Raw genomic sequence first — 25,239 nt, 5'->3', positions numbered from 1 at the left:
TGCAAGGCAAAGTGATTATTTTTCCCGCGCTTTATGTACGTTCCGATACACGAATTATGTTGCGTTACCCGCCGCTTTCTGCGGAAATGACAACAGCAGAGATAATGCGTTAACCCTCTGAATTCACATGGTTCTTGCATAGATGAAATGACTTCAGGATTCATTTTAACTGCCGTTTGGCTTAATAAAAATTATTCTTAACTTTCATAAACTTAAATCTCCTGCTACTTTCAATAGACATAATTATCTCCCCAGAGAGTGATATGCGTAGAGACGTACTGTTATTACTGTGTTCGTTCTGTATTTTTCCTCTGTTTGCTCACGCCGATGATGACGGCATGAGCGCGAAAGATATCAAAACGCTTTTTTTCGGCCATGACGATCGTAAAGCGGTCAGCGACCCGGCCAGTTCCCCCTGGGATGCCATCGGCCAGTTAGAAACCGCCAGCGGTAATTTGTGTACCGCAACGCTGATTTCGCCGCATCTGGCCCTCACCGCCGGTCACTGTTTGCTGCAGCCGCCGAAAGGCAAGCCGGATAAGGCCGTCGCGTTGCGTTTTATCTCGCGTAAAGGTAATTGGGTCTATGAAATTCACGGGATTGATGGCCGTACCGATCCGTCGTTGGGTAAACGGCTTAAAGCGGACGGCGATGGTTGGATTGTTCCGTCTTCCGCAGCCCCCTGGGACTTTGGCCTGATCGTCCTGCGCTACGCGCCCGGCGGCATTACGCCAGTTCCGGTTTTCCGCGGTGATAAAGAAGCGCTAACCGCGGCGCTGAAAGCAACGGACCGCAAAGTGACGCAATCCGGCTACCCGGAAGATCATCTGGATAGCCTCTATAGCCATCAGGATTGTCTGGTGACGGGATGGGCGCAGGCCTCAGTTCTATCACATCAATGCGATACGCTACCGGGAGACAGCGGTTCTCCGCTGCTGTTAAAAACGGAAAACGGCTGGCAGGTCATTGCGGTGCAAAGCTCGGCGCCGGGCCCGAAAGATCGCTATCGCGCCGATAACCGGGCTATTGCCGTGACCGGTTTTCTCGACAAGCTGGAAGCGCTGGCCAATGAGTGATTATCCCTGCTGCTGGCGCAGTTGAAGCAATGAATCGATCGGCATCGGTTGACTGAAATAATATCCCTGAAGTCGATCGCATCCCGCCCGCCGCAGCAGCGCCAGCTGCTGCTGACTTTCAACCCCTTCGGCAACCACGGTGATCCCCAGCGCATTAGCGATACGTACCGTGCCGCGCACCAGTTCTGCCGCCTGCGGGTCGACATCCACCAAGCCGGCTAACGACTTATCAATCTTCAGACTATCAAAACGACAGCTGCGTAGATAACCAATACTGGAATAACCAATACCGAAATCGTCCAGCGCGACGGTGATCCCCAACGATTTCAGGTTCTCGATAGCCATGCGGGCGCGCTCCGGGTTTTCCAGTACGTAGCTTTCGGTCACCTCAAGCTGCAGGCGGCGCGCAGGAAACTGACAGCGTCCCAGGGTTTGGATCACCCGCGTTTCAAATTCCGGGTCGCGGAACTGCGCCGGTGAGATATTGACGGAAAGGAGCAGATCTCCCATCGGCTGTAAATCGTAACAGGCTTGCGCTAGCGCAAACTGACCAAGCGCGTAGATCAATCCGCTACTTTCGGCGATGGGAATAAAAGCATCCGGCGCCAGCGGGCCTTCAGGGCGCCGCGACCAGCGCAGCAACGCCTCTACGCCTTCCATCACCAGCGTATCGGCGTTGACAATCGGCTGATACCAGACATCAAATTCGCCTTTTTCGAGACCTTCGCGGATGCCATTTTCGATGTGTAGCTGGTGCTGGCGCGTTTCGTTAAGGGTGTCATCATACCAGGCCGCTCTCCCCTTACCGCTCTTCTTCGCGTGGTACATAGCCATGTCTGCGCGACGAAACAATTCGGTACTGGAACAAACCGCCGGCACGCCACTGGCAATACCGATACTGGCGCTGATATATATTTTGCGCGCGCTGAGTTCAATGGGCGATTTTAATAATTCCAGTACCGCCCAGGCAAACGCCGAAGCCTGATTAACCGCTTGTTCACCGCTGACGGTCATGGCGAATTCATCCCCGCCCATCCGCGCCAGCATCGCCCCCGCCGGAACCCGATCCTGCAGTTCGCGGGCAATATGCGCTATCAGCGCGTCGCCAACGTCATGGCCGTAGTTATCATTAACGTCTTTGAAACCATCGAGATCGATAAATACCACGCTTTGCATTTCATTCTTGCCGCAGTCGCCCATCGTATTCAAACGTTCGATCAACGCCCGACGGTTCGGCAAACGGCTCAGCCAATCGGTCAACGCATTTTTTCGCGCCTGCTGTTCGCCGCGCGCCAGTTTGTATAGCCCCAGGCTGCTGAGCAGAATGAATAGCAGAATTAAACTCGCCGCCAGAATGGCGATAAGCCTGATGCTGTTTGACGCGGCGCGCGCCGCCTCAGCACCAGGAAGACGCGGCTGCCAGCTCAGATATGCCAGCGTTTCGCCGCCTTCTGTACGTAATGGTACGCTGTATTCGCCGGCGAACTGCGTCGTATGCAGGCGATTAATCTGGAAAGTAGTCCCCAGGGTTTCCAGCATGGTCGGATTAATGTGTCGGGTAATGACCAGATAGCGACGGGTCTTGTCATAAACCGGCAAGCGGCCGATCGTCGGGCGAATCAAGCCGATACCGACAAACGCGATACCTGCGCGAGTACGGGTAATACCAGCAAAGGCATTTTCACCGCGTCTCAGCGCATCCGCGTGCTGCTCGATGAGGGTTCGCAACCCGCTGCCGAAAAAACCAATATCGGATTCGGTAAATGGCTCGCTGCGAAAAGCGCCCCACAGGATGCGGTAGTTTTCATCCAGGATAAAAGTGCCGTCGTAGAGATTATTAATCTTAAAACCCGATCCCCACGAATCATACAGCCAGTGTGAGTCAAGATGGGGCGTATAGGTTTGTTTAACCGCATCATCCCAAATCGAATTATCCAGTACCAATGACAGCACCCGATTAACCGATGTCTGTACAGCCCCTTCCACCGAGAGCATCGTACGGTGCTTATCAATTTCGTTGGTTTTAATACTGACCAGGTGTTGTGACAAATAGAAGAGAGAAATAACGGAGACCACCAGCCCCAGGCCGGCGAGAAAGACCAGTACGGAAAGAATTTTGGCAGAGGGGATATTCCGCCAGCCAGGCAAAGGGATCATGCGCTGTCCTCATAGCGGCCTACAGAAAGGAAGCCGAATCTGCTTTTTAAGCGTAATACAGAGGACAGAATTTGCCGCCTGCCTACGCAGGCGGCATCATATCAAGCCAGTTTTATCAATACCATGCCGGCTACCAGCAGCACGACGCCTACCCAGCCTTTATGATTAAGGCGTTGTCCGAAGAGGATCCAGCCGGCGGCGATAGTCGCCGCGATCCCAAACCCGCCCCATAACGCATAAGCGACGGAAAGGTCGATACCTTTTACCGCCTGCGACAGGGCGCTGAAAGCGCCTAGCACCGCCGCCAGCGACAGAATACCGTAGGTCTTACGACGGAAACCGTCGGAAAACTTCAGAAATACGTTCGCGGTAATTTCCAGTACGATAGCCAGCGCCAGCCAGGCGCCGTGAATCCACTCAAACTGTTGCATGAGCTTTCTCCTCGCGCTGTTTCACCGCTTTCCTGGTGCCGGACTTAATCAGCACAATACCCGCGACCAGCGTTGCCAGCCCGGCCAGTTTTACGATAGACAGGCTTTCGTCAAACAGCAGCACGCTGAATACGGTAATTAATAAAATACCGATACCTTCCCATAGCGCATACGCCACACCGAGAGCAATTTTTTTAACGGCGAAGGCCAGGAAAATATATGAAAGCGCAATCATTGCCAGCATTAAAATATAGCCTGTATGACCGCCGCTGACGCTGGCCCATTTCATAGACAGCGTGCCGGTTATTTCAGCAACGATAGCTAAGGCTAATAAAATCCAATAAAACATAATCCCTTCTCCTGCTTGAGAATACAATCCATGACGGCTTACGAAGGTAAACCGAAAAAATTCTGACGTAGTTATAGCCGTGCGCGGTGCGCCAGCTCAGGCAGAGAGAATGGGACTATAGCGCTGAGCGCCAGTGCTGTTCGCCAGCAAATCGGGAAAGGATGAAAGGTAATGCGTGATGAGTCGAAAAATAAAGGCTGAACTGATTGTTCATAAAATTACAATTATCCGCGGTGTTGCTTCTCGTCATTGCGGAAAAAAATTGTCCTCGGTAGTTAAACACAAGTAAATTTGTACCATAGTGTTAATATTAACTCAAAGTCTTTGCAATTCTTTACGTCCAAGGTGCGATTTCGATTAGTATTTTCTCAAACTGATCTCCATCATAAACGCGAATAGCAAAGTCGCTATGATCAAGGACGTTTTCATCTCCAGCGTAAGGAACCCAATGGCCAAACCCATCATCACCCTTAATGGACTCAAGATCGTCATCATGCTGGGCATGTTGGTTATCATCCTTACCGGCATCCGCTTTGCCGCCGATATTATCGTCCCCTTTATCTTAGCGCTGTTTCTGGCGGTGGTCATTAACCCGCTGGTCCAGCTGATGGTGCGCTTCCGGGTGCCCCGGGTGCTGGCGATTTCTCTACTGGTGGGCGCCATCGTGCTGCTGGCGGTGGTACTGCTGGCGTCGCTTGGCACATCGCTTAACGAACTGGCGCGTACCCTGCCGCAATACCGCACGTCGCTGGCCGAACCGCTAAAAACGGTCACGCCATGGCTACAGCGCTTTGGATTTACCGTCTCCGCCATTGAGCTGAATAAGTATATCGACCCTAACGCGGTGATGACGCTGGTGACCAGTCTACTGACCCAGTTGTCGAATGCGATGTCGTCCATTTTCCTGTTGCTTCTCACCGTGGTATTCATGCTGTTGGAAGTGCCGCAGCTGCCCGCCAAGCTCCAGCAACTGATGTCGCGGCCGGTTGAGGGGATGGGCGCCATTCAGCGGGCGATTGATAGCGTGTCCCACTATCTGGTGCTGAAAACCGCGATAAGCCTGGTCACCGGGCTGGTGGTCTGGGGCATGCTGGCGCTGTTAGACGTCCGCTTTGCTTTTATGTGGGGGCTGCTGGCCTTTGCGTTGAACTATATTCCCAATATCGGTTCGGTACTGGCGGCCATCCCGCCGATTCTGCAGGTGATGGTATTTGGCGGCCTGTATGAGGCGCTGATCGTCACTGCCGGTTACCTGATTATCAACCTGGTGTTCGGCAATATTCTCGAGCCGCGTATCATGGGCCGCGGGCTGGGGCTCTCCACGCTGGTGGTGTTCCTGTCGTTAATTTTCTGGGGCTGGTTACTTGGCCCGGTCGGCATGTTGCTGTCGGTGCCGTTGACCATCATTGTGAAAATCGCCCTTGAGCAAACCAACGGCGGGCAGAGTATTGCTTTCTTACTTAGTGACTTAAGTAAAGAATAACCGGCAATCGGGCTGGCTTATCCGCCAGCCTTCTCCTCTTTTCATCTTTTCCGCTTAGACCGTTACTCCTTTCTTATTATTGATCCCCATCACAAATGGGCACATCCAATCATTACTCTAAAGCTAACGATTAGCTGGCGTGCTTAATTGATGCGCAGCGCCGCGCCGCGCACACTAACTTCCACCAGGACAAACGAAACGATTTGTCGAATCAGGAGGTTAACAATGAATGCTGAACAAACGACGGGACGGGTCTGGAACCGTCGCCGGACGGAAAAACAGCGGCGGCTGGCCGAAGCGAAGATTGCCGGCAAAGTCATTCCCACTGACCAACTGGTCAGCGTACTGGAAAATCTGCTCGCCCCGGGCGATCGGGTGGTACTGGAAGGCAACAACCAGAAACAGGCTGATTTCCTCTCCCGCATGCTCGCCGAGGTTAATCCGCAAAAAATCCACGACCTGCATATGATTATGCCAAGCGTCGGGCGCAGCGAGCATCTGGACCTGTTTGAAAAAGGCATTGCCCGTAAACTGGATTTCTCTTTCTCCGGCACGCAGAGCCTGCGAATTTCGCAGCTGCTGGAAGATGGTCTGCTCGAAATCGGCGCCATCCACACCTATATCGAACTCTACTCCCGCCTGTATGTCGATCTGTCGCCAAACATCGCGCTGATCGCCGGCTATAAAGCGGACCGTAAAGGCAACCTGTACACCGGGCCAAGTACCGAAGATACCCCGGCGCTGGTCGAAGCCGCCGCCTTCCATGACGGCATTGTGATAGCCCAGGTCAACGAACTGGTGGACGACGAATGCGATCTGCCGCGCGTCGATATTCCCGGCTCGTGGATTGATTACGTGGTGGTCGCCGATAAACCGTTCTTCATTGAACCGCTGTTCACCCGCGACCCGCGTCTGATTAAGCAAGAACACATTCTGATGGCGATGATGGCGATTAAAGGCATCTACGCGGAACACCAGGTGCAGTCGCTTAACCACGGTATCGGCTTTAATACCGCCGCCATTGAGCTGTTACTGCCCACCTACGGCGAACAGCTCGGACTGAAAGGCAAAATCTGTAAACACTGGACGCTGAATCCGCATCCTACCTTAATCCCGGCCATCGAAAGCGGCTGGGTGGAAAGCGTGCACTGCTTCGGCGGCGAACTGGGGATGGAAGAGTATATCCGCGCCCGCCCGGATATCTTCTTTACCGGCCCGGATGGCTCAATGCGTTCCAACCGCGCCTTCTGCCAGCTGGCAGGTCAGTACGCGGTAGATATGTTTATCGGTTCGACCCTGCAGGTTGATGGTCTGGCTAACTCCTCAACCGTCACCCGCGGTCGTCTTTCCGGTTTCGGCGGCGCGCCGAACATGGGTCACGACCCGCACGGTCGTCGCCACGCCACCCCGGCCTGGCTCAATATGATCACTGAACCAGACCCGATGCAGCGCGGTAAAAAACTGGTGGTGCAGATGGTCGAAACCTTCCAGGCCGGCGTGAAACCGACCTTCGTTGAAACGCTCGATGCGGTCGACGTCGCCAAAACCTCCGGCATGCCGCTGGCGCCGGTGATGATTTATGGCGATGACGTAACCCACGTGCTGACCGAAGAGGGTATCGCCTACCTGTACCGGGCGGATAGCCTTGAAGAGCGCCGGGCGATGGTCGCCGCGGTGGCCGGGATCACCGATATTGGCCTCGGGGTGGACGCCAAACGCGTCGCCGCGCTGCGCCAGAGCGGCAAAGTCGTCTACCCGGAAGATATCGGCATTCGCCGCAGCGATGCCACCCGCTCGCTACTGGCCGCCGGCAGCGTCGCCGACCTGGTGGAATGGTCCGACGGACTGTACAACCCACCGGCAAAATTCCGGAGCTGGTAATGAAAAATCTCTCCCCCCTACACGCAGAAAGCCGCGTCAGCTGGCTGGCGCATACCGCCAGCACGTGTCTGATTGACGAAGCCCGTCTGAGTCCGAAACCGGGACTGGTCGATAGTCGCGGCAGCGGCGCGCATCAGGATCTCAATCTGGAACTGATGGAACGCTCCGCCCGCAGCCTGCAGCCGACCTTTCACGCGCTGGCGCAGCAAAGCTGGCAGCGTCCGGCGGATATCGCCCTGCGCGAAACCGTCGGCCGCCTCGGTCGCGAAGGCGAAGCGCAGATGATGATGGCCACCGGCGGGGTCAATACCCACCGCGGCGCCATCTGGGCGCTGGGCCTGCTGGTCAGCGCGGTGGCGATGTTGGGTGGAGAGGGTCAATCACAGGCGATCGCCGCCGCCGCCGCCGCCCTCGCCCGCCTACCTGACGGCTTCGCGCCGAAAAGCTTTAGTAAGGGGCTGCGCGCCAGCCGCCGTTGGCAGGTGCCGGGCGCACGCGAGGAAGCGCAGCGCGGATTTCCGCATGTTATCACCCTGGCGCTGCCGCAACTGCAACAAAGCCGGGCGCGAGGCGCCAGCGAGCCGCAGGCGCGTCTCGACGCGCTGATGGCCATCATGACCTCGCTGAGCGATACCTGCGTGCTGTCGCGTGCCGGCATGAACGGCCTGCACGCCATGCAGCAAGGCGCCCGCGAGGTTCTGGCGGCTGGCGGTTGCGCCAGCGCCGCCGGTCGCGCCGCGCTGGCGCGCCTTGACGCGCAGATGCTGGCGCAAAACGCCTCGCCGGGTGGCGCGGCCGATCTCCTTGCCGCCACCCTGTTTCTCGACCGGGTTTCCGGCTAACGCATTCAGAGGATGTTATGGAACAGATTACATTGTCATTTCCTGCCAACCGCGCCCTCAGCGGCAAAGCATTGGCAGGGGTCGTAGGTTCTGGCGATATGGAAGTGCTTTATACCGCCGCACAGGGCGCCACGCTCAACGTACAGATCACCACCTCAGTGGATAACAGCCAGGCGCGCTGGCAGGCGCTGTTCGACAGGTTGAACCTGATCAACGGCCTGCCCGCCGGGCAGTTGATTATCCACGACTTCGGCGCCACGCCGGGCGTCGCCCGTATTCGTATTGAACAAGTATTTGAGGAGGCCGCTCATGCGTAACGATCGCAGCTTTATCGAACTGCGCGCTCGCGAACGCGCCCACGCCCTGCTGGACGATGGCAGCTACCGCGAACTGCTGGACCCGTTTGAAGGCATTATGTCGCCGTGGCTTGGCGCACAAGGCATCGTCCCGCAGTCCGACGACGGTATGGTGGTCGCCAAAGGCACTATCAACGGCCAACCTGCGGTGGTGATTGCCATCGAAGGCACCTTCCAGGGCGGCAGTATGGGCGAAGTCTCCGGCGCCAAAATGGCCGCCGCGCTGGAGCTGGCGGCGGAAGATAACCGCAACGGTATCCCGACGCAGGCGGTACTGTGCCTCGAAACCGGCGGCGTACGTCTGCAGGAGGCCAACCTCGGTCTGGCCGCCATCGCCGATATTCATGCCGCGATTGTCGACCTGCGCCGCTACACCCCGGTGGTCGGCATTATTACCGGTACCGTCGGCTGTTTCGGCGGCATGTCCATAGCCGCGGCGCTGTGCAGTTACCTTATCGTTACCCGTGAAGCCCGTCTTGGCCTCAACGGCCCGCAGGTTATCGAGCAGGAGGCCGGTATTGAAGAGTATGACTCCCGCAACCGACCGTTTATCTGGAGTATGACCGGGGGTGAAATTCGCGCCGCCAGCGGGTTGGTCGATGCGCTGGTTAACGATGGCGTTAACGCCGTTAAAACCGCAATGAACGAGGCCATCGCTAAAGGCGTACCGGCACAGCACCGCAGCGACAATTATGACGATTATCTGCGTCGCTTGAGCCAATTCGATACCCGCCAGCAGGCGGACACCGCGCAGATTAAACAGCTTTTTGCCCGGGAGGATAAATAATGAGTCAGTTCCCAAACCGCGCCGCGCTATGGCTGAACAAACTGGCGCCCAACGCGCCGCTGATGAGCGGGCTATGCCCTTCGGTACAGGTCGCAGATGGCCAGATTAATGGCGAAAACGTCCGTTTTATCGCCGTGGTGCCTGACGCCAACAACCATTACCCGCGCGCTGCCGGTGGCGAAGTCGGCCTGCTGGAAGGCTGGACGCTGGCGAAAGTGGTCAACGAAACCATCGCCGCCGACGCCGATCTGCCTGTCAAACGGCCGATCGTCGCGGTAATTGATGTCCCGAGCCAGGCCTATGGTCGCCGTGAAGAAGCCTTCGGCATCCACCAGGCGCTGGCCGGAGCAGCAGGCGCCTACGCCAAAGCCCGTCTTGCCGGCCACCCGGTGATTGGCCTGATCGTCGGAAAAGCGATGTCCGGGGCGTTTCTGGCCCACGGCTATCAGGCCAACCGCCTGATCGCCTTTAACGATAGCGGCGTGCTGGTCCACGCGATGGGTAAAGAATCGGCAGCGCGCATTACGCTGCGTACCGTAGAGGCGCTGGAGAAACTGGCGGCGACGATCCCGCCGATGGCCTATGACGTCAGCAACTACGCTACGCTCGGCCTGCTTTCCGCCCTGCTCGATATCAGCAATCCGGATGCGCCAGACGAAGGCGATCTGTCGCTGGTCAGCCGTACCCTGCGCGACGCCATCGCTGACGCGCGCACCGATACCTCACTGAAGTGTCGCCTGGGCGCGGAAAACCGCCGCAGCTCACAGCTGGTTCGCGATCGCATGCGCGCCAGCTGGTAAGACGTTCGTACGTAAGTAGTAGAAGAAAACCTGCCGGAAGCAGTCTCCCGGAGCGCGGAATAAACGCTCCGGGAAGGGACGGCTTTTAGAAAAAATAACAATCGCGCCAGTACTCTATTTTATTTACAGGTGATTTATGACTTATGTGATTATTCATGCTCTCGCGCCCATTTTCGTTATCATGCTGCTGGGTTTCTGGGCCGGAAAGGCCGGGATGGTAGATAACAAAAACGTCTCGCTGCTTAATATTTTTGTAATGGATTTTGCCTTACCCGCCACGCTATTTAGCGCGACGGTACAAACGCCGTGGGCAGGTATCGTCGCCCAGTCGCCGCTAGTGCTGGTGCTGACCGGCGCGATGTGGATCACCTATGCCGCGATCTACTTCCTCGCCACCAGCGTGTTCAAACGCACGCCGCAGGATGCCGCGGTGCTGACCCTCACCGTCGCCCTGCCAAACTATGCCGCGCTGGGTCTGCCGATCCTCGGCAGCGTGCTGGGTGAAGGCGCATCAACCTCACTGTCGGTGGCGGTTTCTATCGCCTGCGGCTCGGTACTGATGACCCCGTTCTGCCTGCTGATTCTGGAACGTGAAAAAGCACGCGCCGCGGGTGAAAACAGCGGTTCTACGCTGGCGATGCTGCCGGTGCTGATGTGGCGTTCGGTGAAAAAACCGATCGTTTGGGGCCCGCTGCTTGGGGTGGTACTTTCCGCTATCGGCATTAAAATGCCGGACCTGCTGCTGGCGTCGATCAAACCGCTGGGACTGGCCGCCACCGCCGCCGCGCTGTTCCTCACCGGGGTGATCCTGTCGGCACGTAAACTGCAGCTCAATGCGCTGATCGCTACATCAACCATCGTGAAACTGCTGGTGCAGCCGTTTATTGCCTGGGGCCTGGTGATGTTACTTGGTCTGCACGGCTCTATCGCCATTACCGCGATCCTGATGATTGCGCTGGCCGCCGGCTTCTTCGGCGTGGTCTTCGGCAACCGCTTCGGCGTGCAGTCTCCGGATGCTGAAGCCGTGCTGCTGTTGAGCTCGGTTCTGTGTATCCTGTCGCTACCGCTGTTTATCTCTTTGACTTCAGGACTGTAAACCATGTCATCAACGCCGCGTCCCCACGATTTAGTTTGGTTAAACCACGCCAGCGCCCTGGAAGACATTGCCGAGCCGTGGGTGGTTCAGCAGTGGCGAGCCGCGCTGCCGGTGGTGGTGAGACGCGACGTTGACGGCCAGGCCCGCATCCCGGTTGGGGTGCGGGGCATGAAGCGCGAACAACGCGCCGCCGGCTGGGTTCAGCCGCACAATATCGTGCGCAGCGTCAGCCCGGAGATGCTTGTTGAACGTGAGGTCTTACTCCATTCGCCTTTTGTTTCGCAGCCGCCGATCCAGGCGGCTATCGCCCTTACCTTACACCGCTGGCCCTGGCGCTGGGGCATCACCGGTAGTACCGGCTACGCGCTGGCAACCGAAATCCCAGTGCTGCATGCGGCAAGCGATCTGGATCTGCTGATCCGCGCGCCGCAGCCGCTGGACCGCGAGGCATTGCTGGAATGGCAGGCCCGAGTTGCCCAACTACCGTGCCGCGCCGATACCCAGGTAGAAACGCCCTACGGCGCCTTCGCCCTTAATGAGTGGCTGCGCGATGGCCGCGCGCTACTGAAAACATCCCGCGGCGCACGCTTAACCGCGACGCCGTGGCACAGGGAGGAATGATGAAGATTATATTTACTTTTCCCGGTCAGGGCGGCCAGCGCCCCGCAATGCTGGCGGCAATCCCCGATCGCGAGGCTATCCTCTCCCAGGCGCGCGCCGTGCTGGGGGATGAAGTCGATACTCTCGATAGCGCCGACGCGCTAAAGCATACCCGTGCAGTACAACTCTGTCTGCTGATCGCCGGAGTAGCCTGGGCGCGCGAACTACAACGCCAGGGCGTGGATCCGCAGATGGTCAGCGGGCTCTCTATCGGCGCGTTTCCGGCAGCGGTGATTGCCGGCGCGCTCGATTTCGCCAGCGCGCTGCGCCTGGTGGCGCTACGCGGTGATTTAATGGAGCAGGCTTATCCCGAAGGTTACGGGCTGACGGCGATTATGGGGCTGACCCGCCCACGGGTTGAGGCGCTGATGCAGGGCCACGAGGTTTATCTCGCCAACCTGAATGCCGAAACGCAGATAGTGATCGCCGGGCGCGATGAAGCCATGGCCGAGGTAGCGCAGCTGGCGCTACAGGCTGGCGCCAGTAAAGCCCAACGGCTGGCGGTCAGCGTGCCGTCGCACTGCGCGCTGTTGGCTAAACCTGCCGCCGCCCTGGCAAAAGCCTTTACCGACGTCACCTTAACGCGCCCTCAGCGCGCCTATTTAAGCGGCTCGACGGCGCGCGTGCTGTGGGATCCGCAGCGGATCGCCGACGATCTGGCGATGAACATGGCGCGCACCGTACATTGGCAGGAGGCGATGATCGCCGCCGATGAACGCGACGCGAGGCTGGCAATCGAGATGCCGCCCGGCGGCGTGCTCACCTGCCTGACCCGCCAGGCGGGCTGGCGCGGCGAGACCATTTCGCTGGAGCGCAGCGGCGTGGACGTCGCCCGCCATCTGGCGCAGCGGCTTAGCGATTAATACTGCGGGCGTACATGCGCCCTTCCGCCGCCAGCGCCAGCAGGTCGGCATCACGCTCGCGATGGTGTGAATAGACGATAGAGATCAGCTGGCGCATCTGATAGGGTTCCGCCAGCTTTAACAGCTGCACATCGTTTTCATAGACTTTCTTCATCCGCCCCGGCAGCAGCGCGAAGCCCACGCCCGCCTGCACCAGGCTTATCATCGAAAAGATATCATTCACCCTGGTCACAATTTCCGGCTCAAAACCGGCTACCTGAAAGGCCTCCTGAAACCCGGCATAAGTCGCAAATCCTTCCGCCAGCGAGACAAACTTGCGATCGGCGTAATCGCGTAGATCGGCGAGCTGAGTGGTATCCAGCTGTTCCGTCGCCGGCGCGGCGAGAAAGATATCGTCTTCAAACAGCGGCACTACGTCGAAAGCCGAATTATTGTATTCGCCTTCATTGGTCGCGATTAAGATAGCGTCAAGGGCATCGTCTTCCAGCATATCCAGCAGCATCTGATTGGAGCCCATCGTCAGATCTAGTTCAAGCTCCGGGCGGCGTAATTTCATCCCCATAATGATGCGCGGAACGGTTTCCAGCGTCAGCGAATAGAGTGTACCGATGCGCAATCGCCCCTGACCGACGCCGGCGACTTTACGCGTCGCCTCAAGCCCGCGGCTCATCAGACTCATCACATCCTGGCAGTATTCGAGCAGCGTCCACGCCGCCTGCAGCGGCAGCAGGTTGCGCCCTTTGTGAACAAACAGCGGGCAGCCGACACCCTCTTCGAGCGTATGCAGCGCGCGGTGAACGCTAACGCTGCTGAGCTTCATGGCTTCGGCGGTTCTGGCGATATTGCCCTTCGCCATAAACATCATAAAGACCGATAGCTTGCGGAAGGTGATCTCCTGGTTAATATCGTCTCTCATAGCCCTTCCACACTCCTGGTTTAATTTTCTTTTTCAATTCAAACCAGTATATCTTTTATGAGGCCAAAGTTGCAGGCAGCGCGCGGCCTCAGCCGGTAAATAACGCAAAAAAGGGAAGACCATGGTCTTCCCTTTTGTTCACTGCCCGGATGCGTCGTTACAGCGCCATATCGTGCTGCGGCGAGGCTTCGCGCGGCGTCTCTGCCGGTTTGGCGGTCGCGGTCGGCGCGGACTCTGGCATCTGAATGACCGGAGGCTTGGTCAGTTGCAGCGCCGCGGCGGTGTCATCCCAAACCTGCTGGGTCAGGGCCACGTTGCCGTTCAACTTCTCGCCGTAGCTCGGCACGATAGCGCGAATGCGGCTCTGCCATTCCGGCGAGTTAAACTGCTGCGGGAACATCTGCTTGAGAACGTTCAGGGTGATCGGCGCGGCGGTGGAAGCACCTGGCGATGCGCCGAGCAGCGCAGAAATCGTTTTCTGCTGATCGACCACCACTTCGGTACCGAGCTTCAGAACGCCGCCCTTCTCCGCGTCTTTTTTGATGATCTGCACGCGCTGACCGGCCTGAATCAGTTTCCAGTCTTCTTTGCGCGCGTTCGGGTAGTACTCTTTCAGCGCCGCAAAGCGGTCATCATCGCTGAGCATAACCTGGCTAATCAGGTACTTCACCAGATCGAAGTTGTCGAGGCCAACGTGGGTCATCGGCAGTACGTTGCTGGTGGTGGTGGTGCTCAGCAGATCGAAGAACGAACCGTTTTTCAGGAACTTGGTGGAGAAGGTGGCGAATGGCCCGAACAGCACCACGCGCTTACCATCGAGGTAACGAGCATCCAGGTGCGGTACCGACATCGGCGGCGCGCCAACCGAGGCCTGACCATAGACTTTCTGCTGGTGCAGTTTAGTCAGCTCCGGGTTTTCGGTCATCAGGAACGAGCCGCCTACCGGGAAGCCCGCATAGTTGTCCGCTTCCGGAATGCCGGTTTTCTGCAGCAGCTTCAGCGCGCCGCCGCCGGCGCCGATGAAGACATATTTGGCGTCGATAGCCTGCTCTTCACCGCTCTTCACGTTCTTAATCGTCACGTGCCAGGAGTTGTCGGCATTGCGTTTGAAATCGGTGACTTCAGAAGAGGTCTGCAGAGAGAAATTGCTGCTCTTTTTCAGGCTGCCGATTAGCTGACGGGTAATTTCGCCGTAGTTCACGTCGGTACCGACCGGCGTCCAGGTGGCAGCCACTTTTTGCTGCGGATCGCGTCCTTCCATGACCAACGGCGCCCACTGTTTAATTTGCGCGTGATCGGTGGAGAATTTCATTCCCTGGAATAAGGTGGTCTGCTGCAGCGCGTTATAACGCTTTTGCAGATAATCAACATTATCGCCCCACACGAAACTCATATGCGGCGTGGAATTAATAAACGAATGCGGGTCGTGCAAAATACCGCGTTTGACCTGCGCCGACCAGAACTGGCGCGAAATCATAAACTGCTCGTTGATATCCAGCGCTTTGCTGACATCAATAGAACCGTCTGCACGCTGCGGCGTGTAGTTCAGTTCCATATTTGCCGAGTGACCGGTACCGGCGTTATTCCAGCCGTTGGAGGACTCCAGCGCGACGCCGTCGAGTTTCTCCACCATCACCTGTTTCCACTCCGGCTGCAGCTCCTGCAGCCAGGTGCCCAGCGAGGCGCTCATGATGCCGCCGCCGATCAGCAGAAAGTCAGTTTTTTTCGAGGTATCGCCATTTGCGTAGGTCGCCGTACTGACGAACATCGCTAATGCGGTCATAGATATAATCGTTTTTTTAATTGCAGGCATAATAGAAATATCGCGTAGCAAAAGTGTAATAAGAACCGCCATATTAACGCACTTTTACTTTATTTTAAAATATCATTTACACTTCGATATTTTAATGCAAACAGTTTTTTAACTTAAAAAAGCAGTTTATTTATTTCACTGGCATTCATTGTGAAAATATCGGCGGAAAATCAGGATGATTCAGGCGATAAGAAATCTGGCGCCGGTTTATTTAGTTATTTAACAAACCGGCGCGGCGAGGAGTTTAATTGACGTTACTTGGCGTTTTCTCTTGTGCTTCACGTAAGGCGATACGCAAATGGTTGTTGTTTTCGCTGAGTAGATCCCGCGCCTGCCAGGCATCGAGCCCCGTCATCAGCATCAGAATCGCCGTCCGACAATGCTGATTGCAACTGGCCAGCGCGACTTTGGCTTGCGCGCGCGTACACTCTGTGGCGGCCATCACCATGGCGATTTGCCGCTCCTCCCAGCGCGGGCTGGTTGCCTGTAGGTCTACGCGCAGGTTGCCGAACACCCTGCCGCTGCGTACCGCCAGGCCGGTGGTTAACAGGGTGAGGATCTGCCGCTGCGCCAGTTGCGCTTTCGGGTTGCCATAACCCGCCACCGCTTCCGGCCCGGTCTGCGGCGCAATCATAATATCCGCCAGCTGCGCGGCTTCGCTATGAGGCTGCTGCGTCAGGATAGCAATCGGTGTGCCCAGCGACCAGGCGTGACGCATAGCCCCCCACACCCACGGCGTTTTGCCGCTGACGGTGAGCGCTAGCAGCATATCGTTGGCGCTCAGGGACAATAGCTGCATATCCCGTAAGCCCGCGTCATAATCGTTAGCCGCCCGCTCGGCGGCCTGCAGCGCGCTCCCTTCACCACCGGCGATCATCGCCACCAGTGAGTGATTGGCTTCAGGGGAATAGTCATTAACCGTTTGCAACGCCGCCTGCCCGGATGCCCCGGCGCCAACGATCACCAGCCGTCCTCCCCGGCTCAGAGTCGCCGCGGCGTTATCCACCAGCCGGGTAATCTGCGGCAGGCAGGCATCGATAGCAACGGCTATCTGTTTGTTATCCTGCTGCAGCAGGGTCAGCATATCGAGGGTGGCGAGCGTATCGATATGGCGCGTTTGCGGGTGGCGTCGTTCCAGCATTGATGCGGTTGGCTTACTGCTCATAAAACCTCCATTTAAAACCGAACTCACTGCGGCTACATCAACAGCGGTGAAATATCCATTCATTCATCACGGCTATTTGATTGATGCAGCCAGTGTAAAGCCTTCATCCACGGCTTTACCGCCACGGGGGTCACAGTTTGTTCACTCGACACCTAATCGCGGCGCGACTGCGCGTTATCCGAGCATGAGGGCTACGCATGTCAGGCAGCGGATATCCAGAAAGCGGTTTTACTGTTATTACACGGCTTTATGAAAGCCGCCCTATCGGCGATAATGATCGTTCAACGAATCGATCGGGGTTGTCATGAAGGAAGCCGAGCTACAGCCGCCCGCCCGCAAGCGCGCCCGCAACCTGAAATTAAGTACCGCCGTCACGCTAATGATTGGCAGCGTTATCGGCGCGGTGCTTCTGCTGGTCTACGCGCTATGGTTTATGCAGATCAGCAACGCCACCCGCGACGGCTTAAAAGAGACGGCGCTGGCGGTGGCGCGCACCATGGCCGATATGCCGCAGGTAAAGCGTGGTCTCGGCGAGCCGCCGCAGAGTAATATCATTCAGCCGCTGGCGCAGGCCATTACCCGGCGTAACGATCTGCTTTACGCGATTGTGACCGACATGCGCGGCATTCGCTATTCGCATCCGGATAGCGCCATCATCGGTAAACCGTTTATCGGCGAGGATATCCGCCCGACCCTCGCCGGGCGGGAAAACGTGGCGATTAACCACGGCGTACTGGCGCCGGCGCTGCGCGTGTTCACCCCGGTATTCAATGAACAACATCAGCAGATTGGCGTGGTGGTGGTAGGTATTTCGCTGAGTAAAGTCGACGAACAGATCGCCAATAGCCGCTGGGACGTCCTGCTGACCATTCTGTTCAGCGCGCTGGTCTGCGCTATCGGCACCTGGAGCCTGGTGCGCGGCTTGAAACGCATTCTGCTCGGGCTGGAGCCGCAGGATATCTCCACCCAGTTTCAGCAGCGCCAGGCGATGCTGCACTCGCTGAAAGAAGGCGTGATCGCCGTGGATAGCTGCGGCCAGGTCACGCTGATTAACCCGGCCGCCCGCGGCATGTTACTCAGCGGGCCGGATAAAAGCATCGATCGCACCCCGCTGCTGGCGGACTTGCAGGAAGTTTTGCGCAGCGGTGAACCCATTTATGACCGCGCGCTCGGCTGTAATGGCTTGTTGCTGATCAGCAATACCGTCCCGGTGCGCAGCCAGAACGCCATCGTCGGCGCCATCAGCACCTTCCGCGATAAGACCGAGATGAGTCAACTGGTGCAGCGTCTGGACGGCATGATGAGCTACGTTGATGCCCTGCGCACCACTTCGCACGAGTTTATGAACAAGCTGCACGTGATCCTCGGCCTGCTGAATATGAAAAGCTATGACAAGCTGGAAGAATATGTGCTGCAGACCGCCCATGCCTATCAGGCCGACATCGGCGAAATTCAGCACCGGATAAAATCGCCGGTGGTCGCCGGCTTCCTGATTGGTAAAATCCAGCGCGCCAAAGAGCGAGGCTTCTCTTTGAACCTCGCCGAAGAGAGCCTGGTGCCGGATTGTCCCAATGAAAAACAGGTCACCGTGCTGGTGACGGTGTTGGGCAATCTGATTGAAAATGCGCTGGACGCGATGAGCGGCCAGACGGAAGGCGAAGTGAGCCTGCTATTGCACTATCAGGATGGCTGGTTAAGCGGCGAAGTGAGCGACGACGGCCCGGGGATCCCGGCGGCTAATATCGACGCCATCTTTAATAAGGGCTTCTCCACCAAAGGCGAGAATCGCGGCGTCGGCCTGTTTCTCGCCAACCAGCAGCTCCACGAACTCGGCGGCACGTTGTCCGTCGAGTCCGAGCCTGGCGTATTTACTCAATTTTTTGTTCACCTGCCCTGGGATAGTAAAAGGAAAAAAGCGTGATAAATGTATTAATTGTTGACGACGATGCGATGGTTGCCGAGCTGAACCGCCTGTACGTGGCGCGCATCCTCGGTTTCAGCTGCTGCGGCACCGCGTCGACGCTCGGCAAAGCCCAGGAGATGATTAACGACCCGCAGATGGCGATCGATTTGGTGCTGCTGGACGTTTACATGCAGCAGGATAGCGGCCTCGATCTGCTGCCGACCATTCGCGCCAGCGGCCGCGCCATCGACGTGATTATGATAACCTCCGCCGCCGATGCAGCCACCGTTCAAACCGCTATGCACTATGGCGTGGTGGATTATCTGATTAAGCCCTTCCAGTTCCCGCGCTTTGAAGAGGCGCTGACCGCATGGCGTGAAAAACGTAAACTGATGACCGGCCAGCCCTATTACGAGCAGGCGGATGTCGATCGTCTACTGCACGGCGGCACGCCGGAAGCGGTTGACGCGCGTAAGCTGCCGAAAGGCTTAACGGCGCAGACCTTACGCACGCTGTGCCAGTGGATTGATAGCCACCCTGATGTGGAGTTCTCTACCGATGAACTGGCGGCGGCGGTAAATATCTCGCGCGTCTCCTGCCGCAAGTATCTGATCTGGCTCGCGCAGATCAATATTCTCTACACTACCATTCATTACGGCGCGACCGGCCGACCGGTGTACCGCTATCGGCTGGTCGCCGAGCAGTACGGCCTGCTCAAGCAGTACAGTCAGTAATCTGATAGCCGCTGTCGAGCAGTTGAAAGCGGATGCGCTGCGGTGACGACAGAATCACGCCGCGGTTTTTGGTGACAAAAATCGCTTCAATGTCGTCCCGCTGGCGCAGCGCCGCGCAACCCTTCTCCACGCCAAGGCCATACAGCAGCGTGGTCCAGATATCGCCGTCCAGTGAATCCGCGGAAATGACCGTGACGCTGTCGAGTTCGTTATCCAGCGGATAGCCGCTGCGCGGATCGAGGATATGGTGCCAGCGTTTGCCATCCTGCTCGAAATAGCGTTCATAGGTGCCTGAAGTGACAACCGACTGCCCGGCAACGGCAATCGAGCCGATAAGTTCCTGCTCAGCGGCAAAGGGTTTTTTCAGCCCAATCGACCATTCCCCTAACGTATGTACATTGCCGCCGAGGTTAATCAGCGCCTTTTCAATCCCCTGCTGGCCCAGGTAATCGCGTACCCGGTCGGCGATATATCCTTTGGCGATTGCGCCAAGGTCAATTTCCATTCCGGCCTGTGCCAGCCACACGCTCTGCTTTTCGTCATCAAGAATGACATCCTGCGGGCGGGTTAACGGCAGCCGCGCCGCAATATCCGCCGCCGACGGCACGCTATGACCCTGAAAGCCAATGCGCCACAGTTTAACCAGCGGGCCGATAGCCAGATTAAAGGCGCTGTCGCGCACCATACTGGCGGCTTTAGCGCACTTAATCAGCTGGTACACCGGACGGCTAACGGTAACGGGAAGATGCCCGGCGGCATGGTTGATATCCATCACTTGCGACTGTGCGCGGTTAACGGTGAGCAGATCTTCGTAGCGTTTAATTAACTGAAAGACGCGGGAGGCCAGCGCCTCATCGTGGGAATAGAGTTTGAGCAGGATGGGCGAGCCCATCAACACGGCGGAGTAGCTATAGACGCGGTTATCGGACATTGGGCTCTCCTTAGAAGGGATAAGCCGGGCGGCTAAGCCAGCCCGGCATCAGCATTTACCTATTATCCTCTGGCACGTTTCGCCGCCTGATGGCCCGCGAGGGTACCGAAGATGATGATATCCGCGACCGCGTTACCGCCGATGCGGTTACCGCCATGGATACCGCCAACCACTTCACCCGCGGCGTAGGCGCCGCGAATCGGCTGCTGCGCCACATTCAGCACTTCGCCATCGGTATTAATGGTCACGCCGCCCATAGTGTGGTGCACCCCTGGGGCAATACGAATGGCGTGGAACGGACCTTCGTTAATCGGCGCGCGCAGCGCGGTTGTGCGGCCAAACGCTTCATCGTGCTGTTTTTCCACTGCGCCGTTGTAGCATTCCAGCGTAGCGAGGAACGCATGGTAATCCATCCCCAGTTTCTCCGCTAGTTCACGCGGCGAGCTGGCGCTGGTGACGAAGCCTTTGGCGATATACTCGTCGGCGGCTTTGTTTTTCGCCCGCACATGCTCGTCGAAGACGATGTAAGCATAGTGTTCCGGCAGCGCGATAATCGCCGCAGACACCTTATCGCGGGTCTCCATCTCGTTGAAGAAGCGGTTCCCCTGCTGGTTAACGAGAATAGCGCCGCCGCCGCGAATCGATTCGGAAATCAGATACGAGGTCTGCTGTTCGACAGTCGGGTGAATTTGAATTTCGCCCATGTCCACGGTGCCGGCGCCAATGCGTTCCAGCAGCGCGATACCGCTACCGGTCGCCCCTTTATGGTTGGTGGTCACGAAGCCTTCGAGGTCAGGACGATATTTCACCACCATCGCGCTGTTGGCGCTGAAGCCGCCGGTCGCCACGATGATGCTTTTGGTCTGCACGTCGATGATCTCTTGTTCATCGTTGATAAGACGCACGCCGCTCACCTCACCGTGGCGCATCAGGATCTCCTCTACCGAGGTATCCAGCAGTACATCGATACCGCGTTTGGTGATATTACGCACCAGACCGCTAATCAGGTAGCCGCCAACCGCCGATCCGTCGCGCGGACGGTGGGTACGGTCGATACTCATCCCGCCGGTGGTGGTAATATCATTAAGCATAATCCCACGGTCCGCCAGCCATTCAATGGCTTGCGGCGCGTTTTCAACGAAACGGCGCAACAGCTGCGGGTTATTTTTATTGTGGCCGCCCTTCAGGGTTTCCCGGTAGAACAACTCCTTACTGTCTTCGATACCTTTCACCCGCTGGAAGCGGGTTTCCGCGGCGTTCATCCCGGCGGAAGCTTTGATGGTGTTGCCGCCAATAGTCGGCATTTTTTCGACGATCAGCACGCTGGCGCCTTCGTCGTGGGCCTGAATCGCCGCGGCCAGACCGGCGCCGCCGCTCCCCACCACCACAACGTCATAGCTTTTCGGCGCGGCATCGTTGCCGCCCTCTTCCGCGGCCAGCGCTTTGCTGGATTTCAGCATCGCTTTGGACACCGCTTTTTTCACCGCTTCGCTCTGGCTGGTCGCGCCGGAGATAGCATCGACGTGCGGCGTGTTGGCGGTCAGAATACGTTCGCGGATCTCTTCGAAGCTGGTGGTAAATTCAACGCTCTGTACTGGGCTTGCGGCCAGCTCGATATCCGCAATGCGATCGTTTTCGAGGCTGACGTTAATGACCAGTTCGTTGGCATCGTCCTGAACGGTTTCGACAAACATCCCCGGTTTAAATTTCGCGTCGCCCATGCTCATGTCGCGGATCATCGCTTCGACCAGCGAGAAACGCCACAGCGGTTCCGGAATATGCAGCGCCTCGCGCTGGGTGCTGTCGATAAAGAGTTCCAGCTCTTCGCCGGCGGCGATACGTGAAGCCCAGTCCGGATAGGCGATGCAGGCGCGGCCGACGGCCATCAGATCATAACCGTGATCGAGGCCCTGTTCGGCGTCGGCTGCGTTAACCACCCCGCCGACGCCCATCACCGGTACCTGCGCCAGCGTTTCAGAACGCATGGCGCAGTACTTTTCAATCAGCGGCGTCGGATCGCTGGTATCTACGATAGACGGGCGCAGCGTCGCGCCAACCGAGAAGTGCAGGTAATCAACGCCGCGGGCGGCCAGTTTCTCCAGCAGATACATGGTGTCATCGAAGCGGATCCCCGGGACTTCCATCTCTTCCGGCGAGAAGCGATAGCCGATAATAAAGGCATCGTCAGCGTACTGGCGGGCCATTTTATGCGTGATGTCCAGTACCGCCAGCGGGAATCTGGCGCGGTTGTCGCGGCTGCCGCCCCACTCATCGTCACGCTGGTTGGAGTTCGGCGAATAGAACTGTTGAATAAGATAGGTGTTGGCGCCGTGGATTTCGACGCCGTCGAAACCGGCGAGAATGGCGCGGCGAACGCCGTCGCCAAATTTGGCAATCATGCCTTCGACTTCTTCACCACTGAGGGCGCGCGGCATGGCGGCGCCGTCGCGCGGCGCGGCAATAGCGCTCGGCGCCACCGGCTGGCGACCGCCAATCAACTGTGGGTCAACCATGCGGCCGCCGTGGTAAATCTGCAGAATCGCTTTTGAGCCTTCCGCTTTAATCGCTTCGGCGATTTTCGCCAACCCGGCGATTTTTTCATCGTTATCAATGCCGATAGCGCCCGGGAAGGCCAGACCATAATCATCAATAAAGCAGCATTCAACGATGATAGTTCCGATGCTGCCAGCGCGGGCGCGATAGTATTCAACGAGCTCGCTGGTGACGGTACCATCGAAATAACCGGTGCAGGTGGTCATTGGCGCCATTAGCAAACGGTTTTTCAGTTCAGTCCCATTCGGTAAAGTAAATGGCTGCAGAATTCGTTCGTTACTGGTCATATTAATACTCCAGATTTTAAATATTGAAATTCAGAATTGGGTGACGGAAATTTTATTGATTGTTTATTTTCATTCCTGTTGTCATGCCAATAATATAGCGTGTTTTTTAGTTACTAAATTAATTACGTTAGTTAAAAAACTATTTAATACCTGCAATAACAGCAATACCTCCATTGTATTATTAAATTTATATATCGCATTTACATAATACAAATGAATGATAACATTTCGGTCACTTTTGTTAACGCTAGAAAAACGCGCAAAACAAAAATAAAACACATTATTTCAATAACTTAAATAACAAATCTGTTTAGCCATTTATTATTATTTAAGCGTTCCATTAACAATTGACGTTTCTTACGGATAATAACCACATCATCATATGTGGTTATTGCCAAACGAAAAAAAAGATCCAGATCACCTGTTTTTTTTGATCTCGATCAATTGCAATGCAACGTGAAAGCGCAATATATAAATACCCAATGAATTTAATTTAACGCCGCGCAAAACGCGTTAAATAACCGTTTAAGCAATAAGCAATCTCGACCATTAATAATTAAAGAAACTTTCGCAACTAAAAAAAATCGAGCGTTGTAAGCGAAGACGGAACCGTATTTTCAACTACTAGCAGATACTCATTATGAAAGAGAAAAAGACAACCATACCGCCTGCCGGTGCCGCGTCTAACGCGGCGTATAAACGTCTGATCATGATGGCGTTGCCCATTATCGTCGCCGTACTGCTGCTGTTTGTCCCGGTGCCTGACGGCTTACCACCTTTCGCCTGGCACTATTTTGCTATCTTCGTCGGCGTCATCGTCGGCCTTATCTTCGAACCGCTGCCGGGCGCCGTTATCGGTATCACCGGGGTGGTGGTGATTGCTTTATGTAGCCAGTGGCTGCTGTTCAGCCCGGAACAGATGGCGGCGCCAAGCTTTAAGCTGGCCGGCGCGTCATTTAAATGGGCGGTGAGCGGCTTTGGCAACTCTACCGTGTGGCTTATCTTCGGCGCGTTCATGTTCGCCGCGGGCTATGACAAAACCCAGTTCGGCCGCCGTCTGGCGCTGATTCTGGTAAAATATCTTGGCCGCCGCAGCCTGACGCTGGGCTACGCCATTACCTTCGCTGACCTGCTGCTGGCGCCGTTTACCCCATCCAACACCGCACGTAGCGGCGGGACCATCTACCCGATCATCGCTAACCTGCCGCCGCTGTACGGTTCTAAACCTAACGATCCGAGCGCACGCCGTATTGGCTCTTATCTGATGTGGGTCGCCATTACCGCCGCCTGTATCACCAGTTCCATGTTCCTGTCGGCGCTGGCGCCGAACCTGCTGGCGCTGGCGCTGGTAAAAAGCATCGTCGGTATCAACATCTCCTGGGGTACCTGGTTTATCGCCTTCCTGCCGCTCGGTATCCTGTTGATTCTGGCCATGCCGCTGCTGGCGTACTGGTTCTATCCGCCAGAAGTTAAAATCAATAACGAAGTACCGCTGTGGGCCGCTCGTGAATTAGAGAAACTGGGCAAACTGTCGCGCAATGAAATCCTGCTGCTGGTGTTTGTTTGCTTCGCGCTGATGATGTGGATCTTCGCCGCCGACTGGATTGAACCGGCGCTGGCTGCTCTGCTGGTTATCGTGCTGATGCTGTGGACCGGCGTGCTGTCCTGGAGCGATATCACCAATAACAAAGCGGCATGGAATACCTTTGTCTGGTTCGCCACGCTGGTCGCGCTGGCTGACGGTCTTTCCTCCACAGGCTTCATCGCCTGGCTGGGTAAAGAAGGCGGCGCGCTGATGAGCGGTATTTCTCCGGGCGTTGCGACCATCGTCCTGCTGCTGGCGTTCTATCTGCTGCACTACCTGTTCGCCAGTACCACCGCGCACACTACCGCGCTGCTGCCGGCCATGCTGACCATCGCTTCGACTATCCCGGGAATGAATATGGAAGTCTTCGTCCTGCTGATGGTGACCTCGCTGGGCGTGATGGGCATCATCACTCCGTACGGTACCGGCCCGAGCCCGATTTACTACGGCAGCGGCTATCTGCCGACCAAAGATTACTGGCGCCTCGGCACCATCTTCGGCGCCATCTTCCTGGCCGCCCTGCTGCTGATTGGCTATCCGTGGATGTCCATGATGTTCTGATTCATAACCG

21 protein-coding genes are annotated in these 25,239 nt (G+C 56.8%); 13 read left to right on the top strand and 8 right to left on the bottom strand.

Annotated features, from left to right (window positions below; all coding sequences use genetic code 11):
• Nucleotides 1-263 precede the first annotated feature (263 nt).
• Nucleotides 264-1,076, top strand: a complete 813-nt coding sequence (locus PGR10_RS02525; protein WP_162750230.1) for a trypsin-like serine peptidase — start codon at nucleotides 264-266, stop codon at nucleotides 1,074-1,076.
• On the opposite strand, the gene PGR10_RS02520 is transcribed toward PGR10_RS02525, so the two are convergent.
• The 3 genes from PGR10_RS02520 to mdtJ form a co-directional block, all read right to left on the bottom strand.
• Nucleotides 1,077-3,233, bottom strand: a complete 2,157-nt coding sequence (locus tag PGR10_RS02520) for a putative bifunctional diguanylate cyclase/phosphodiesterase (RefSeq protein ID WP_430922857.1) — start codon at nucleotides 3,231-3,233, stop codon at nucleotides 1,077-1,079.
• 101 nt (nucleotides 3,234-3,334) lie between these two features.
• Nucleotides 3,335-3,664 (bottom strand): multidrug/spermidine efflux SMR transporter subunit MdtI, encoded by a 330-nt coding sequence (mdtI, locus tag PGR10_RS02515; protein WP_087858531.1) that lies wholly within the window; start codon nucleotides 3,662-3,664, stop codon nucleotides 3,335-3,337.
• A complete protein-coding gene (gene mdtJ / locus PGR10_RS02510) occupies nucleotides 3,651-4,013 on the bottom strand; it encodes a multidrug/spermidine efflux SMR transporter subunit MdtJ (RefSeq protein ID WP_087858530.1) in 363 nt (120 codons plus the stop codon). The genes mdtI and mdtJ overlap by 14 nt, the downstream gene beginning before the upstream one ends.
• A 448-nt stretch (nucleotides 4,014-4,461) precedes the next feature.
• Here mdtJ and PGR10_RS02505 point away from each other — a divergent pair, with 448 nt between their 5' ends.
• From PGR10_RS02505 to mdcH, 9 genes are all read left to right on the top strand, one after another.
• A complete protein-coding gene (locus tag PGR10_RS02505; RefSeq protein WP_087858529.1) occupies nucleotides 4,462-5,496 on the top strand; it encodes an AI-2E family transporter in 1,035 nt (344 codons plus the stop codon).
• Between the two features lie 225 nt (nucleotides 5,497-5,721).
• Nucleotides 5,722-7,377 (top strand): malonate decarboxylase subunit alpha, encoded by a 1,656-nt coding sequence (gene mdcA / locus PGR10_RS02500; RefSeq protein ID WP_430922856.1) that lies wholly within the window; start codon nucleotides 5,722-5,724, stop codon nucleotides 7,375-7,377.
• Complete coding sequence (locus PGR10_RS02495; protein ID WP_430922855.1) at nucleotides 7,377-8,219, top strand: triphosphoribosyl-dephospho-CoA synthase; 843 nt, start codon at nucleotides 7,377-7,379, stop codon at nucleotides 8,217-8,219. Before mdcA ends, PGR10_RS02495 begins: the two co-directional genes overlap by 1 nt.
• Nucleotides 8,220-8,236: 17 nt before the next feature.
• Nucleotides 8,237-8,536, top strand: a complete 300-nt coding sequence (gene mdcC / locus PGR10_RS02490) for a malonate decarboxylase acyl carrier protein (protein WP_008805033.1) — start codon at nucleotides 8,237-8,239, stop codon at nucleotides 8,534-8,536.
• Nucleotides 8,529-9,362 (top strand): biotin-independent malonate decarboxylase subunit beta, encoded by an 834-nt coding sequence (locus PGR10_RS02485; RefSeq protein WP_012541866.1) that lies wholly within the window; start codon nucleotides 8,529-8,531, stop codon nucleotides 9,360-9,362. The genes mdcC and PGR10_RS02485 overlap by 8 nt, the downstream gene beginning before the upstream one ends.
• Complete coding sequence (mdcE, locus tag PGR10_RS02480) at nucleotides 9,362-10,162, top strand: biotin-independent malonate decarboxylase subunit gamma (RefSeq protein WP_430922854.1); 801 nt, start codon at nucleotides 9,362-9,364, stop codon at nucleotides 10,160-10,162. Before PGR10_RS02485 ends, mdcE begins: the two co-directional genes overlap by 1 nt.
• A gap of 136 nt (nucleotides 10,163-10,298) precedes the next feature.
• Entirely contained in the window at nucleotides 10,299-11,258 is a 960-nt protein-coding gene (locus PGR10_RS02475; RefSeq protein ID WP_004148291.1) for an AEC family transporter, read from the top strand.
• A gap of 3 nt (nucleotides 11,259-11,261) precedes the next feature.
• Entirely contained in the window at nucleotides 11,262-11,879 is a 618-nt protein-coding gene (locus PGR10_RS02470; RefSeq protein WP_271032604.1) for a malonate decarboxylase holo-ACP synthase, read from the top strand.
• Nucleotides 11,879-12,781 carry a malonate decarboxylase subunit epsilon gene (gene mdcH / locus PGR10_RS02465; RefSeq protein WP_430923103.1) on the top strand — a complete coding sequence of 301 codons (903 nt, stop codon included), beginning with the start codon at nucleotides 11,879-11,881 and terminating at the stop codon, nucleotides 12,779-12,781. The genes PGR10_RS02470 and mdcH overlap by 1 nt, the downstream gene beginning before the upstream one ends.
• On the opposite strand, the gene PGR10_RS02460 is transcribed toward mdcH, so the two are convergent.
• From PGR10_RS02460 to PGR10_RS02450, 3 genes are all read right to left on the bottom strand, one after another.
• A complete protein-coding gene (locus PGR10_RS02460) occupies nucleotides 12,771-13,697 on the bottom strand; it encodes a LysR family transcriptional regulator (protein WP_213317623.1) in 927 nt (308 codons plus the stop codon). The genes mdcH and PGR10_RS02460 overlap by 11 nt on opposite strands.
• 157 nt (nucleotides 13,698-13,854) lie before the next feature.
• The gene (mqo, locus tag PGR10_RS02455) at nucleotides 13,855-15,510 is read right to left on the bottom strand and encodes a malate dehydrogenase (quinone) (RefSeq protein ID WP_316423838.1); all 1,656 of its coding nucleotides are present in this window, start codon (nucleotides 15,508-15,510) and stop codon (nucleotides 13,855-13,857) included.
• Nucleotides 15,511-15,754: 244 nt separating this feature from the next.
• Nucleotides 15,755-16,675 carry an N-acetylmuramic acid 6-phosphate etherase gene (locus PGR10_RS02450; protein ID WP_430922853.1) on the bottom strand — a complete coding sequence of 307 codons (921 nt, stop codon included), beginning with the start codon at nucleotides 16,673-16,675 and terminating at the stop codon, nucleotides 15,755-15,757.
• 304 nt (nucleotides 16,676-16,979) lie between these two features.
• Here PGR10_RS02450 and PGR10_RS02445 point away from each other — a divergent pair, with 304 nt between their 5' ends.
• The gene (locus PGR10_RS02445; RefSeq protein ID WP_430922852.1) at nucleotides 16,980-18,596 is read left to right on the top strand and encodes a sensor histidine kinase; all 1,617 of its coding nucleotides are present in this window, start codon (nucleotides 16,980-16,982) and stop codon (nucleotides 18,594-18,596) included.
• Nucleotides 18,593-19,312: a two-component system response regulator DcuR gene (gene dcuR / locus PGR10_RS02440; protein WP_430922851.1), complete on the top strand. Its 720-nt coding sequence runs from the start codon at nucleotides 18,593-18,595 to the stop codon at nucleotides 19,310-19,312. The genes PGR10_RS02445 and dcuR overlap by 4 nt, the downstream gene beginning before the upstream one ends.
• Here the strand turns inward: dcuR and PGR10_RS02435 are convergent.
• Both PGR10_RS02435 and PGR10_RS02430 read right to left on the bottom strand, forming a co-directional pair.
• Nucleotides 19,293-20,243 (bottom strand): FAD:protein FMN transferase, encoded by a 951-nt coding sequence (locus PGR10_RS02435; RefSeq protein ID WP_430922850.1) that lies wholly within the window; start codon nucleotides 20,241-20,243, stop codon nucleotides 19,293-19,295. The two genes, dcuR and PGR10_RS02435, sit on opposite strands and share 20 nt — an antisense overlap.
• A gap of 62 nt (nucleotides 20,244-20,305) precedes the next feature.
• A complete protein-coding gene (locus tag PGR10_RS02430; RefSeq protein ID WP_430922849.1) occupies nucleotides 20,306-23,083 on the bottom strand; it encodes a flavocytochrome c in 2,778 nt (925 codons plus the stop codon).
• Between the two features lie 640 nt (nucleotides 23,084-23,723).
• Between PGR10_RS02430 and PGR10_RS02425 the strand changes: the two genes are divergently transcribed.
• A complete protein-coding gene (locus PGR10_RS02425; protein ID WP_032707943.1) occupies nucleotides 23,724-25,229 on the top strand; it encodes an anion permease in 1,506 nt (501 codons plus the stop codon).
• The last annotated feature ends 10 nt before the right edge of the window (nucleotides 25,230-25,239 follow it).

Origin of the sequence: Klebsiella sp. 141198 (assembly GCF_050600785.1) — a bacterium.
GTDB classification, from domain to species: Bacteria; Pseudomonadota; Gammaproteobacteria; order Enterobacterales; family Enterobacteriaceae; genus Klebsiella; species Klebsiella aerogenes.
This window is presented reverse-complemented; position numbering and strand designations above follow the sequence as displayed.

What these genes read in the sequence shown, in the direction of transcription:
- PGR10_RS02450 (WP_430922853.1), bottom strand. Translation starts at nt 16,675, where the DNA reads ATGAGCAGTAAGCCAACCGCATCAATGCTGGAACGACGCCACCCGCAA.
- mdcH (WP_430923103.1), top strand. Translation starts at nt 11,879, where the DNA reads ATGAAGATTATATTTACTTTTCCCGGTCAGGGCGGCCAGCGCCCCGCA.
- mdcA (WP_430922856.1), top strand. Translation starts at nt 5,722, where the DNA reads ATGAATGCTGAACAAACGACGGGACGGGTCTGGAACCGTCGCCGGACG.
- PGR10_RS02505 (WP_087858529.1), top strand. Translation starts at nt 4,462, where the DNA reads ATGGCCAAACCCATCATCACCCTTAATGGACTCAAGATCGTCATCATG.
- mdcC (WP_008805033.1), top strand. Translation starts at nt 8,237, where the DNA reads ATGGAACAGATTACATTGTCATTTCCTGCCAACCGCGCCCTCAGCGGC.
- PGR10_RS02430 (WP_430922849.1), bottom strand. Translation starts at nt 23,083, where the DNA reads ATGACCAGTAACGAACGAATTCTGCAGCCATTTACTTTACCGAATGGG.
- PGR10_RS02460 (WP_213317623.1), bottom strand. Translation starts at nt 13,697, where the DNA reads ATGAGAGACGATATTAACCAGGAGATCACCTTCCGCAAGCTATCGGTC.
- mdcE (WP_430922854.1), top strand. Translation starts at nt 9,362, where the DNA reads ATGAGTCAGTTCCCAAACCGCGCCGCGCTATGGCTGAACAAACTGGCG.
- PGR10_RS02425 (WP_032707943.1), top strand. Translation starts at nt 23,724, where the DNA reads ATGAAAGAGAAAAAGACAACCATACCGCCTGCCGGTGCCGCGTCTAAC.
- PGR10_RS02470 (WP_271032604.1), top strand. Translation starts at nt 11,262, where the DNA reads ATGTCATCAACGCCGCGTCCCCACGATTTAGTTTGGTTAAACCACGCC.
- mdtI (WP_087858531.1), bottom strand. Translation starts at nt 3,664, where the DNA reads ATGCAACAGTTTGAGTGGATTCACGGCGCCTGGCTGGCGCTGGCTATC.
- PGR10_RS02475 (WP_004148291.1), top strand. Translation starts at nt 10,299, where the DNA reads ATGACTTATGTGATTATTCATGCTCTCGCGCCCATTTTCGTTATCATG.
- PGR10_RS02445 (WP_430922852.1), top strand. Translation starts at nt 16,980, where the DNA reads ATGAAGGAAGCCGAGCTACAGCCGCCCGCCCGCAAGCGCGCCCGCAAC.
- PGR10_RS02485 (WP_012541866.1), top strand. Translation starts at nt 8,529, where the DNA reads ATGCGTAACGATCGCAGCTTTATCGAACTGCGCGCTCGCGAACGCGCC.
- mqo (WP_316423838.1), bottom strand. Translation starts at nt 15,510, where the DNA reads ATGCCTGCAATTAAAAAAACGATTATATCTATGACCGCATTAGCGATG.
- mdtJ (WP_087858530.1), bottom strand. Translation starts at nt 4,013, where the DNA reads ATGTTTTATTGGATTTTATTAGCCTTAGCTATCGTTGCTGAAATAACC.
- PGR10_RS02435 (WP_430922850.1), bottom strand. Translation starts at nt 20,243, where the DNA reads ATGTCCGATAACCGCGTCTATAGCTACTCCGCCGTGTTGATGGGCTCG.
- PGR10_RS02525 (WP_162750230.1), top strand. Translation starts at nt 264, where the DNA reads ATGCGTAGAGACGTACTGTTATTACTGTGTTCGTTCTGTATTTTTCCT.
- PGR10_RS02495 (WP_430922855.1), top strand. Translation starts at nt 7,377, where the DNA reads ATGAAAAATCTCTCCCCCCTACACGCAGAAAGCCGCGTCAGCTGGCTG.
- PGR10_RS02520 (WP_430922857.1), bottom strand. Translation starts at nt 3,233, where the DNA reads ATGATCCCTTTGCCTGGCTGGCGGAATATCCCCTCTGCCAAAATTCTT.